Below are 11,033 nucleotides of genomic sequence, written 5' to 3' on the forward strand. Positions count from 1 at the left end.
CTTCGAAAGAGGGTGGCCATCGCGGCGCTTTTTTTTGGGGCTCGAGTTTCCAGGAGAGGATGAAATGAGGCCGGAACAGGAACTTCAAGGCTTATTGAAACGCATCGGCCTGGATCGGCAGGAGATCGAAAACCGCTGCCGCTTCCTTGGCTGGAACGAACAGGACGCGGAGCGTCTGAGCCGCTCGGCAGGCCTGATGGAGGAGCCCCACGCGGCCTTCGTCGAGGCGCTGTACGCGCACATGGTCAAGTTCGACCCGCTGCAGCGGATTCTAAACGACGCGGAAACCCTCAGGCGTCTCAAGCGCAGCCAGTTGAACTACTACCGGCGCCTGTGGATGGGGCCGTACGACCGAGACTACGTGCGCGAGCGGCTGCAGATCGGCCTAGTCCACGAGCGCGTCGGCGTCGAACTCAAGTGGTACATGGGCGCCTATCGCATGTATCTGGACGGCATGACCGACGCACTGTTCGCCGAAAGCCCCAACGCGGCGCTCTACCAGAGCATGCTCAAGGCCGTATTCTTCGACATGACGCTGGCGATCGACACCTACACCGCGGCCCAGCGCCAGGCCCTGGAAGACAGCGAGGCGCGCTTCGCCCGCGCGCTGCGTGGCGCCAACGACGGGCTATGGGACTGGGACGTGGTGAACGACCGGCTGTACCTCTCGGAGCGCTGGGCGAGCATGCTCGGCTATGGCCGCGACAGTTTCAGCGAAAGCAGCCAGGGCTGGTTCAGCCGCGTGCACCCGGACGACCTGCCCTCGCTGCGCCAGGCCATCGACGCCCACCTGCGCGACGAAACCGCGTTCCTGCACATGGAATACCGGATTCGTCGCGCCGACGGCGAGTTCGCCTGGGTGCTGGTCCGCGGCGTGGCCGAGCGGGACCGCCAGGGCGGCCTGCGGATGGCTGGTTCGCAAACCGACGTCAGCCAGCGCAAGGCGGTCGACAGCCAGCTCCGCCACGCCGCCCGGCACGACCCGCTGACCGGCCTGGCCAACCGTACCCGGCTCGACGAATTGCTGCACCAGGCGCTGCAACGCCAGCGCAAGGCCGGCGCCCGCCAGGCCGCACTGATGTTCATCGACCTCGACCGCTTCAAGCTCATCAACGACAGCCTCGGGCATGCCGCCGGCGACCACGTGCTGATCGAGGTCGCCCACCGACTGAAACGCTGCCTGCGCCCTGGCGACCACCTCATCCGCTTCGGCGGCGACGAATTCGTGGTGCTGCTCGACGACATGGCCCTGCAGGCCGACGCCGAACAGGTCGCCCAGCGCATGCTGGAAAGCCTCCAGCATCCGCTGCACCTGCGCGAACACGCACTGGTGGTCAGCGCCAGCATCGGCATCGCCCCGCTGCGCGACGAGGGCCGCACGCTGGATGCGTTGCAGGCAGCCGACCTGGCGCTGTACCGCGCCAAGGCCGCCGGCAAATCGCAGTTCGCCCGCTACAGCGAGGAGCTGCAGGTCGCCGCCCAACATCAATTGCAGCTGGAGAGCGCGCTGTCGCAGTCGCTGGCCAAGGGTCAGTTCGAGGTGCACTACCAGCCGATCTGCCGCATCGACCATGGCCACCCCTACCTGCAGACCGTCGAGGCGCTGGTGCGCTGGCGGCACAAGGGACGCCTGGTCGGGCCGCTGGAGTTCGTCCCGGCGCTGGAGGAGTCCGGCGAGATCGTCCGCGTCGGCGAATGGGTGCTGCGCGAGGCGTGTCGCCAGGTGCGCCGCTGGCAACTGGACGGGCAGGCACACCTGCGCTGTTCGGTGAACCTGTCGAGCCGGCAACTGGGGCAGATGGATTTCGCCGCGCGGGTCGCCGACATCCTCCGCGAAACCGGCCTGCCGGCGCCCAGCCTGATTCTCGAGATCACCGAAAGCCTGCTGATGGAAGACAGCGCGGAGACCCTCGCCAGCCTGCGCGAGCTGGCCAGCCTGGGTATCCGCCTGGCGCTGGACGACTTCGGCACCGGCTATTCGTCGCTGGGCTACCTGAAGCGCTTCCCGCTGCACATCCTCAAGGTCGACAAGAGCTTCATCAGCGGCACCCCGCACGATCCCGAGCTCACCGCGATCAGCCGGGCGATCATCGGCCTGGGCGCCAGCCTCGGCCTGCAGGTGGTCGCCGAGGGCGTGGAACTGCAGGAACACCTGGACTTCCTCGCCCGCGAAGGCTGCCGCTATGCCCAGGGTTACTGGTTCAGCCGGCCGCAGCCGCCGCAGGAACTGCAGCGGCTGTTCGACAGTGGCGATTGCTTCGAGGGGCGCTGGTCCCTGTTGCCGAGCCCGTCCCAGGCGGCGGGCACCGACCTGTACTGAGCACTCGCCCACGACCCGTGCATCGGCTCAGCCGAAGAACCAGTAGCAGACCAGGATCGCCGCGATGACCCCGGTCAGGTCCGCCAGCAGTGCGCAGCCTACCGTGTGCCGCGCGCGCTGGATGCCTACCGCGCCTAAGTACACGGCGAGCACATAGAAGGTGGTTTCGGTGCTGCCCTGCACCGTCGCCGCGATCAGCGCCGGGAAGCTGTCGACGCCCTGGCTCTGCATCGTCTCGATCAGCATCGCCCGCGCCGCGCTGCCGGAGAAAGGCTTGACCAGCGCGGTCGGCAGCGCATCGACGAAACGCCCATCCAGCCCCAGCGCGCCGACCAGCCATCGGATCCCGTCCAGGCCGATGTCCAGCGCACCGGACGCCCGCAGCACGCCCACCGCGCAGAGCATTGCCACCAGATAGGGCAGCAGGCTCCTGGCGACGTCGAAGCCTTCCTTCGCGCCCTCGACGAAGCTCTCGTAGACCGGCACCCGCTTCAGCGCGCCGAGCAGCAAAAACAGCATGATCAAGCCGAACAGACAGAGGTTGCCGAGCAACGACGACAGCGCTGCCAGCGCGGTGGCCGAGAGCGTGGCGAGCACGCCCATGAAGCCGCCGAGGATCAGCGCGCCCGGCACCAGGTAGGCGAGTACCACCGGGTCCCAGAGCTTCAGGCGCTGCATGAAGGCCACCGAGAACAGCCCCACCAGGGTCGAGGCACTGGTCGCCAGGAGGATCGGCAGGAACACCAGGGTCGGGTCGAGCGCCCCCTGCTGCGCCCGGTACATGAAGATGTTCACCGGCAGCAGGGTCAGCGACGAAGCGTTGAGCACGAGGAACAGAATCTGCGCGTTGCTCGCCACGGTCTGGCTCGGATTGAGCTCCTGCAGCGCGCGCATCGCCTTCAGGCCGATCGGCGTGGCGGCATTGTCCAGGCCGAGGCCGTTGGCGGCGAAATTGAGGGTGATCAGCCCCAGCGCCGGGTGGCCGGGCGGCACCTCCGGCATCAGCCGGCTGAACAGCGGCCCGAGCATTCGCGCCAGCCAGTCGACCAGCCCGGCCTGCTCGGCGATACGCAGGAAGCCCAGCCACAGCGTCAGCGTGCCGAACAGCAGGATCATCACCTCGACCGACAGTTTGGCCATGGCGAACAGGCTTTCCACCAGCGCGGCGAACACCTCCGCATCGCCGCCGAGCAGCCAGCGCCCCAGCGCGGAAACGGCCGCCACCACGAAAAAGCCCAGCCATAAGCCGTTGAGCATGCAGACCTCCGCACAAACAGGAGGCTGGATGATAGCGGCGCGACACTCCGCGGTCACGGCATGGTCTACCTTGCGTTCTGCTGTCATCCATCACGCGAGGAACCGAAAGATGAAGAAAATCCTGGTGCTCTACTACTCCATGTACGGCCACATCGAGCAGATGGCCGAAGCCGTCGCGCAGGGCGCGCGCAGTGTCGAAGGCGTGGAGGTGACGCTCAAGCGGGTGGCGGAAACCATGCCAGAGGACCTCGCCCGGCAGGCCGGTGCCAAACTCGACCAGGCTGCGCCTCTCGCCACGCCGCAGGAGCTGGCCGACTACGACGCCATCCTGTTCGGCAGCCCGACGCGGTTCGGCAACATGGCCGGTCAGATGCGTACCTTCCTCGACCAGACCGGGGGGCTTTGGGCGAAGGGTGCGCTGATCGGCAAGATCGGCAGTGTCTTTACCTCGACCGGCACGGGCGCCGGCACCGAGACCACCATCACCTCGTTCTGGAACACGCTGGCGCACCACGGCATGCTGATCGTTGGTCTGCCCTACAGCGCGCCGGAGCTTTCCGACATCAGTGAAGTGCGCAGCGGCTCGCCCTACGGCGCGGCCACCATCGCGGGGCCGGACGGCTCGCGCAAACCGAGCGAGAAGGAGCTCAGCCTGGCGAAATTCCAGGGCGCGCACGTGGCGAAGCTGGCGGTGCGATTGCACTAAGAAGCTGGAAGCGGCCGAACGGCCAATAAACATGATTGAGCTGCCCACCGGAGTCGATTGACGACTCCGGTGCAGCTTCGCCTGATCCGGCCCGCGAACGGGAGTACTCGCTGTACCCCTAGGTCGCTCCGAACTCAAACATCCAGAGCAACCCGGCCCCCTGATCACATCCGCTGTCGGATGAGTGACGGCTGAAGGCCAGCCGTTTCGCTGATCGATGAATTCCCTTTCGCTCAGCGGGCGACTCCTTCCATGAGTCGCGATTCTCTCGATTGCCCCACTCGGCCGGGCAATCGGGCATTCCAGGGCCCGCTTAGCGCGGTCCGCGCATGCGCCCGAAGATGAACGAAGCCACGAACAACACCAGGAACAGGATGAACAGAATCTTGGCGATTCCAGTGGCAGTGCCGGCAATACCACCGAAGCCGAGAACACCAGCGATGATGGCGATGATCAGGAAGGTTATGGCCCAGCTCAACATAGGATTTTCCTCTTTCTCGTTTTTGATGTTGCTAGCGCTCAGACGACCTCGGGGGTGTGTCCGGACGCGGTTACGGTTTCTTCGCGGTCATTGACGTAATGACTCTCCAACAGCGCCTGGCCGACCACGAGTGCACAACTCATCATCAATCCCAGGAACAGCAGGGCAGTGATCACAAAAGCAAGAATCCACATGTCCATCTCCTTTTCGCCGCTCTGCCAGCGATGTCCGTCGGTTAGAAAACGTAGCTTTCCTGCTTCGGCAGTTCGTTCCAGATCTGCTGGCTTTCGCGAGCAGAAGGCTGCGTGGCGGGCTGCAGCGATTCCCGGGTGTACTGCTGGGCAACCTGAGCCTGCACTTGGAGGGACGGTTGCAGACGCTGCACCTGACCCCACTGCGTCTCGACCATGGCCAGACCGGGGGCCTGGGCGGCGGCGGTCTGTGGTTTTTCGGTCACTTGGATCAACACCAACGCGGCTACGGCGAACAGTCCTTTGGAGAGGGGCGACTTGAGCAGTTGGTTGTTCATCCTGATTCCTCCGAGCGACTGGTTTCCAGCGCGTTTCAATTTCGTATGTGACTAACATTGCAGCCGCCGTGCCATCTGCAATTCGTTTTTTTCCCCTTTAAAATCAATAACTTATTTGGAGTATTCAAAGGCTTTCGGTGGCAATCTGCACGATGGTCCATTTTCCCTTCGTGCGTTTTGCAAGGTCTTACGGGGCTAGGGCATCCGTGCCCGACTGTCGCAGTCACGCGAGGCTCTTCTTCAGCGCGCTCATGCGCGCGTGGCAGGCCCGGATCTTCGGCAGTTCGAGGCCCAGCAGCGCCTGGACGTCGACGTCCGCGTCCTTGAGCGCGTCTTCGTAGGCCGCGAGGATGCGGTCCTCGGTGGCCTCGAGTTGGCCGACATAGGTCGCGTCCTTGTCGGAGGCCATGCCGGCACGCGCTTCGGCGTAGGCTTCGCGGAACCTGCCGAACAACGTACCGCCCTGCGCTGGGTGCTCTTCATTGGCCGCCACCTTCACCGCCAGCGCCTGGATGACGGCGTTCTTCACCTGCGCCATCTCCTCGAACACCTGGCGCAGTTCGGGACTTTTCACTTCGCTCAGGGCGTGGCGGTAGAAGCGCTCGCCATCACGGGTAATCTCGATGAGCTCGTTGAGGGTGTGGGTCTTGTCGTTCATGGCCGTTCTCCGGAGAAAGCGCCAAGCAGGCGCGGAACAGGCCCGGATCGTCATGGTCGCCGCAGCGGGCAGAGGGTGTCGCGTGACCGGGCCAGTCGAGCGAAGGATGAATCGCTCCATTCGGCCTTGTGGTCGCAAACGACATGCCACGCCCAGCTAATTAAATCCCTCTACTTTTCAATAACTTGGAAAGACAGAGGAAGTTATCTTCATGCACGCTGCAGGATAAGGCACTATCGACCGTGCAACTTGCACGGCAATTACGGGACTAAGCAAACGCCGAGCTGCAGAAAACGAGAAAAAGGCAGCCGCTGCGATGCGCATCGAGCGCATCCGGGACATAGCCGAGCGCGTTGAACGGGGAGTATGAAAGTGGAAAACAAGATCGAGGCCAGCGGCCGCATTCTCCTGGTGGATGACGAGGCGGCCATCCTGCGCACCTTCCGTTACTGCCTGGAAGACGAGGGCTACACCGTGGCCACGGCCAACAGCGCGGCGCAGGCCGACTCGCTGTTGCAACGGCAGGTATTCGACCTGTGCTTCCTCGACCTGCGCCTGGGCGAGGACAACGGCCTCGACGTGCTGCAACAGATGAAGGTGCAGGCGCCGTGGATGCGCGTGGTGATCGTCACCGCCCACTCGGCGATCGATACCGCGGTGGACGCCATGCAGCTGGGCGCGGCGGATTACCTGGTCAAGCCGTGCAGCCCCGACCAGTTGCGCCTCGCCGCGGCCAAGCAACTGGAAGTCCGCCAGCTCGCCGCCCGCCTGGAAGCACTGGAAGGCGAAGTGCGCCAGCGCAGCAACGGTCTGGGCTCGAACAGCCCGGCGATGATGAAAGTGCTGGAAACCGCGCGCCAGGTAGCCGATACCGACGCCAACATCCTGATCCTCGGCGAATCCGGCACCGGCAAGGGTGAACTGGCCCGCGCCATTCACGGCTGGAGCCGCCGGGCGAAGAAGACCTGCGTGACCATCAACTGCCCGTCGCTGTCCGCCGACCTGATGGAAAGCGAGCTGTTCGGTCACAACCGCGGCGCCTTCACCGGCGCCACCGAGAACACCTTAGGCCGGGTCAGCCAGGCTGACGGCGGCACGCTGTTCCTCGACGAGATCGGCGACTTCCCGCTGATCCTCCAGCCCAAGCTGCTGCGCTTCATCCAGGACAAGGAATACGAGCGCGTCGGCGACCCGGTGACCCGCCGCGCCGATGTGCGCATCCTCGCCGCGACCAACCTGAACCTCGAGGACATGGTCCGCGAGGGACGCTTCCGCGAAGACCTGCTTTACCGCCTCAACGTCATCACCCTGAACCTGCCGCCGCTGCGCGAGCGCCCGGAAGACGTGCTGCAGCTGGCGGAGAGCTTCCTCTCGCAATTCGTCAAGAGCTACGGCCGCCCGGCGCGCGCCTTCAGCGCCGAAGCCAGCGAGGCGTTGACCAGCTATTCGTGGCCAGGCAACGTGCGCGAACTGCGCAACGTGATCGAGCGCGCCAGCATCATCTGCCCGCAGGAATACGTCGAAGTCAGCCACCTCGGCATGAGCACCCACAGCGGCGGCAACAGCGCGCCGCGCGTCGGTGAATCGCTGAGCCTGGAACAGTTGGAGAAAGCCCACATCGCCGCGGTGATGGCCACCAGCGAGACCCTCGACCAGGCCGCCAGAACCCTCGGAATCGACGCCTCGACGCTGTATCGGAAGCGCAAACAGTACGGTCTATGAAAGCCATCATGAATCTGCGTGCCCGGCTGTTCCTGGGCATTTCCTCGTTGATGACCCTGGCCCTGCTCGGCCTGTGCCTGGGCGTGTTCAGCGTGATCCAGATGGCGCAGTCGCAGGACCATCTGATCCGCAGCAATTTTGCCGTCATCGAAGTCGCCCAGCAGCTTCGCCAGAACCTGGGCAACCAGCTGGCGCTGTTGCTGGAGCGGCCGGTGCAGACGCAGCGGCTGGAGCAGATCCGCGGCGATTTCCAGCGCACCCTCGACGATGCCATCAAGCACAACGCCAAGGGCCCGGATGTCGAGCAATTGCAGCTCGCGCGCGACGAGTTCGACGCCTACAACGCCTTCCTCGACCAGCCTGGGCAACCGCTCCCGCTCCAGGGCTTCACCGGCAATCCGGCGTTCAGCAAGGCCTACACCCAGCTGCGCGATCACCTGGTGAAGATGCAGCAGGACGCGCTGGGCGACATGCGCAGCGAAGGCGCACACGCACGCAACCGCTCGATCCTGATCGCCATCCTGCTCGGCCTGATCGGCCTGGCCGTTCTGGTGCTCGGCTACATCACCGCACACAGCTTCGCGCGACGTTTCAGCGCGCCGATCGAGGGCCTGTCGAAAGCCGCCGACCAGATTGGCCAGGGCGACTTCAATGTGGTCCTGCCGGTGTCGCCGATCGCCGAGATGTCCACCCTGATCCGCCGCTTCGGCCTGATGACCGAAGCGCTTCGCGAGCTCAAGGAAACCAACGTCGAGGCCCTGCTGCGCGGTCAGCAGCGCCTGCAGGCCCTGCTCGACAGCATCGACGACGGTCTTCTGATCATCGACCAGCGCGGTCAGATCGAACACGCCAACCCGGTCTCCCAGCGCCAGCTTGCCTGGAGCAACGAGCACATCGGCCTCAGCCTGGGCGAGGCACTCAACCAGCCGGCCCTGGACGATGCCGTGCACAAGGTGCTCGGCGACCAGCCGCTGGAGGCACCGCAGGACGACCTGGTGATCGAGGCCGGCGGCGAGACCCGTCTGCTCGCCTGGCGCCTGTCGAACATCAGCGATGCCCAGGGCCGCACGGTGGGCGCGGTGCTGATCCTGCGCGACGTGACCAGCCAACGCGCCTTCGAGCGGGTGCGCAACGAGTTCGTCCTGCGCGCCTCGCACGAATTGCGCACCCCGGTCACCGGCATGCACATGGCCTTCGGCCTGCTTCGCGAGCGCCTGAAATTCGGCCCGGAGAGCCGCGAGAGCGACCTGATCCAGACGGTCGACGAGGAGATGCGCCGACTGGTCCGCCTGATCAACGATCTGCTGAACTTCTCGCGCTACCAGAGCGGACAGCAGAAGCTGGAGCTACGCCCCTGCGATGTTGGCGAGCTGCTGGAAAACGTCCGTCTGCGCTTCGCCGGCCAGGCCGCCGAGCAGCAGGTGTCGCTGGAGCTGGACATGCAGTTGCCGCTTCCCACCGTGCAGATCGATCGTCCGCAGATGGAACGGGTATTCGACAATCTGCTCGACAACGCCCTGCGCTATACGCCTGCCGGCGGCAGCATTCGCCTGCAGGCGCGGCGCCATGGTGAGCGGGTGATTCTCAGCGTGGAGGACACCGGCGAGGGCATTCCCTACAGCCAGCAATCGCGGATTTTCGAGCCTTTCGTGCAGATCGGCCGCAAGCAGGGCGGTGCCGGTCTGGGCCTGGCGCTGTGCAAGGAAATCGCGCGGCTGCATGGCGGCCGCCTCGGCGTGCACTCGCGCCTCGGCCAGGGCACGGTGTTCTATCTGGCGCTGCCGATCTGAGGCCACTCAGGGCCGCGCGGTCACCTGGTTCAGGCTGAGCAGCAGCGCGGCGGTCTGCGCGTCCGGCTCGCCGTCGAAGCGGGTCGGCCGGTACTTCATCTGGAACGCACCGATCACCTTGCGCGTGGGGCCGTCCAGCACCCCGTGCTGGGGCACTTCGTAGCCCTGCACGGCGAGCTGTTGCTGCCACCAGAGCACCGATGGCAACGCCTGCGCGAACTGGGCCTGATAGCGCGCCACCAGGCCCGCGTCCGGCCAGGGCACCAGCCCGGCATCGGCCAGGCGCTTCCAGGGAAACATGGGCCCCGGGTCGGTCTTGCGCTGCGGCGCGATATCGCTGTGGCCGATGATGCTGCCCGGCGGCAGATCATGGCGCTTGACGATGTCCTTGAGCAGCACGATCAGCGCATCGATCTGCGCATCGTCGTAGGGAATCCAGCGCAAGGTGCCGTCCGGCTGCTCCTCGAAGCCCGGGTTCACCAGCTCGATGCCGATGCTGCTGGCGTTGAGCCAGGTACGCCCCTGCCACTGGCTCACACCGGCGTGCCAGGCGCGGCGGTTCTCATCCACCAGGCGATAGGTTATCACCGGGCTGGTGCTGATCAGGTAATGCGCGCTGACCTCGCCCTGGGTCAGCATGGCCAGCGAGCGCGGCAGATCGACGGAGGTGTAGTGGACCACCACGTACTGGATGCGGCTGTTCTGCCCTATCGAGGTGAACGAGGTGTCGAGGCGCGGGCCGCTGCTGCAACCGGCGAGAAGGAAAAGGACAAGCAAAACGGCTGAACACTTCATGGCGAAATGACGGCGACAGTAAAAAGAGTGGAACAGCATAACCACTCTAAGGCGCCCCGGCAGCTTTCCGGGCGAACGTCGAAACGGCATCCCCGGCAAAAACCTCGACCTTTTGGCATTTCCACGTGCCGCTCGGCGGATGCGGTTGTTTGCCGCGGAACACCAGGCTGTTATAGAAGCTCTATTTCAGCGAAGCGGCGTTTGCGACGAACTCGCGCGCTGATCAGCTAAGGACGACGAACGTATGCGCCGCGCATTGCTTTGGTTCAAACAGGATCTCAGGCTCGATGACCATCCGGCATTGTGGGCGGGTATGGAGGCGGACGAACTGATCCCGGTGTTCATCCTGGACCCCAAGTGGGTCAGGAGCGGACCGCTGGGCGCGCGTCGCCTGGGCGTTCATCGGGCCCGTTTTCTTCTCGAAAGCATTACCGCCCTGGACAACTCGCTGCGCGCGCTGGGATCGCGGTTGCTGTTGCTGCCCGGCCATCCCGAAGACGTGATTCCCGATCTGGTCCAGCGCCTGGATATCCAGGAAGTGCTGACCCTGGAAGAGATCGCACCGGAAGAGCTCACCCAGCTGGCGGAGGTCCGTTCGCGCCTGGGCCATGTGCGCCTGCGTGAATTCCAGGGCAATTCGCTGTTCCGCATGGAAGAGCTGCTCAAAGGCCTTGAGCAGATGCCGCAGGTCTACAGCGAGTTCTGTCGGGTCGTAGAGCAGCGCCTGCCGGTGTTCCAGCCGCGCCCGGTGCCGCGCAGCCTGCCGGTCTTCCCG

11 protein-coding genes are annotated in these 11,033 nt (G+C 65.0%); 5 read left to right on the forward strand and 6 right to left on the reverse strand.

Annotated elements, in window-relative coordinates; translation table 11 throughout:
- Positions 1–64 precede the first annotated feature (64 nt).
- Entirely contained in the window at positions 65–2,320 is a 2,256-nt protein-coding gene (locus tag QMX85_RS22450; RefSeq protein WP_282344633.1) for an EAL domain-containing protein, read from the forward strand.
- A gap of 27 nt (positions 2,321–2,347) precedes the next feature.
- Here the strand turns inward: QMX85_RS22450 and QMX85_RS22455 are convergent, their stop codons facing one another.
- Positions 2,348–3,577, reverse strand: coding sequence for a spore maturation protein (locus QMX85_RS22455; RefSeq protein ID WP_282344635.1), 1,230 nt, complete (start codon positions 3,575–3,577; stop codon positions 2,348–2,350).
- A 109-nt stretch (positions 3,578–3,686) separates the two neighbouring features.
- On the opposite strand from QMX85_RS22455, the gene wrbA reads away from it, so the two are divergent.
- Positions 3,687–4,283 carry an NAD(P)H:quinone oxidoreductase gene (gene wrbA, locus QMX85_RS22460; RefSeq protein WP_282344638.1) on the forward strand — a complete coding sequence of 199 codons (597 nt, stop codon included), beginning with the start codon at positions 3,687–3,689 and terminating at the stop codon, positions 4,281–4,283.
- A 313-nt stretch (positions 4,284–4,596) separates the two neighbouring features.
- Here wrbA and QMX85_RS22465 read toward each other — a convergent pair whose 3' ends face one another.
- From QMX85_RS22465 to QMX85_RS22480, 4 genes are all read right to left on the reverse strand, one after another.
- Positions 4,597–4,764 carry a DUF1328 domain-containing protein gene (locus QMX85_RS22465; RefSeq protein ID WP_090224448.1) on the reverse strand — a complete coding sequence of 56 codons (168 nt, stop codon included), beginning with the start codon at positions 4,762–4,764 and terminating at the stop codon, positions 4,597–4,599.
- Positions 4,765–4,802: 38 nt separating this feature from the next.
- On the reverse strand, positions 4,803–4,958 hold the full coding sequence (locus QMX85_RS22470; RefSeq protein WP_175534273.1) for a hypothetical protein: 156 nt from the start codon (positions 4,956–4,958) through the stop codon (positions 4,803–4,805).
- 41 nt (positions 4,959–4,999) lie between these two features.
- A complete protein-coding gene (locus tag QMX85_RS22475; protein WP_282344643.1) occupies positions 5,000–5,293 on the reverse strand; it encodes a hypothetical protein in 294 nt (97 codons plus the stop codon).
- Positions 5,294–5,516: 223 nt separating this feature from the next.
- The gene (locus tag QMX85_RS22480; protein WP_282344644.1) at positions 5,517–5,951 is read right to left on the reverse strand and encodes a PA2169 family four-helix-bundle protein; all 435 of its coding nucleotides are present in this window, start codon (positions 5,949–5,951) and stop codon (positions 5,517–5,519) included.
- A 366-nt stretch (positions 5,952–6,317) separates the two neighbouring features.
- Between QMX85_RS22480 and algB the strand changes: the two genes are divergently transcribed.
- Both algB and QMX85_RS22490 read left to right on the forward strand, forming a co-directional pair.
- Positions 6,318–7,673, forward strand: coding sequence for a sigma-54-dependent response regulator transcription factor AlgB (gene algB / locus QMX85_RS22485; RefSeq protein WP_282344646.1), 1,356 nt, complete (start codon positions 6,318–6,320; stop codon positions 7,671–7,673).
- On the forward strand, positions 7,670–9,463 hold the full coding sequence (locus QMX85_RS22490) for an ATP-binding protein (protein ID WP_282344649.1): 1,794 nt from the start codon (positions 7,670–7,672) through the stop codon (positions 9,461–9,463). The genes algB and QMX85_RS22490 overlap by 4 nt, the downstream gene beginning before the upstream one ends.
- A gap of 6 nt (positions 9,464–9,469) precedes the next feature.
- Here QMX85_RS22490 and QMX85_RS22495 read toward each other — a convergent pair whose 3' ends face one another.
- Positions 9,470–10,258 carry an N-acetylmuramoyl-L-alanine amidase gene (locus QMX85_RS22495; RefSeq protein WP_282344651.1) on the reverse strand — a complete coding sequence of 263 codons (789 nt, stop codon included), beginning with the start codon at positions 10,256–10,258 and terminating at the stop codon, positions 9,470–9,472.
- Between the two features lie 244 nt (positions 10,259–10,502).
- Here QMX85_RS22495 and QMX85_RS22500 point away from each other — a divergent pair.
- Positions 10,503–11,033, forward strand: a 531-nt coding sequence (locus QMX85_RS22500) for a deoxyribodipyrimidine photo-lyase (RefSeq protein ID WP_282344653.1), incomplete at its 3' end; no start/stop codon positions are given.

The organism is Pseudomonas sp. PS02288 (assembly GCF_029959715.1).
Taxonomy (GTDB): Bacteria; Pseudomonadota; Gammaproteobacteria; order Pseudomonadales; family Pseudomonadaceae; genus Pseudomonas_O; species Pseudomonas_O kuykendallii.

What these genes read in the sequence shown, in the direction of transcription:
- QMX85_RS22495 (WP_282344651.1), bottom strand. Translation starts at nt 10,258, where the DNA reads ATGAAGTGTTCAGCCGTTTTGCTTGTCCTTTTCCTTCTCGCCGGTTGC.
- wrbA (WP_282344638.1), top strand. Translation starts at nt 3,687, where the DNA reads ATGAAGAAAATCCTGGTGCTCTACTACTCCATGTACGGCCACATCGAG.
- algB (WP_282344646.1), top strand. Translation starts at nt 6,318, where the DNA reads ATGAAAGTGGAAAACAAGATCGAGGCCAGCGGCCGCATTCTCCTGGTG.
- QMX85_RS22450 (WP_282344633.1), top strand. Translation starts at nt 65, where the DNA reads ATGAGGCCGGAACAGGAACTTCAAGGCTTATTGAAACGCATCGGCCTG.
- QMX85_RS22475 (WP_282344643.1), bottom strand. Translation starts at nt 5,293, where the DNA reads ATGAACAACCAACTGCTCAAGTCGCCCCTCTCCAAAGGACTGTTCGCC.
- QMX85_RS22465 (WP_090224448.1), bottom strand. Translation starts at nt 4,764, where the DNA reads ATGTTGAGCTGGGCCATAACCTTCCTGATCATCGCCATCATCGCTGGT.
- QMX85_RS22490 (WP_282344649.1), top strand. Translation starts at nt 7,670, where the DNA reads ATGAAAGCCATCATGAATCTGCGTGCCCGGCTGTTCCTGGGCATTTCC.
- QMX85_RS22455 (WP_282344635.1), bottom strand. Translation starts at nt 3,577, where the DNA reads ATGCTCAACGGCTTATGGCTGGGCTTTTTCGTGGTGGCGGCCGTTTCC.
- QMX85_RS22470 (WP_175534273.1), bottom strand. Translation starts at nt 4,958, where the DNA reads ATGTGGATTCTTGCTTTTGTGATCACTGCCCTGCTGTTCCTGGGATTG.
- QMX85_RS22480 (WP_282344644.1), bottom strand. Translation starts at nt 5,951, where the DNA reads ATGAACGACAAGACCCACACCCTCAACGAGCTCATCGAGATTACCCGT.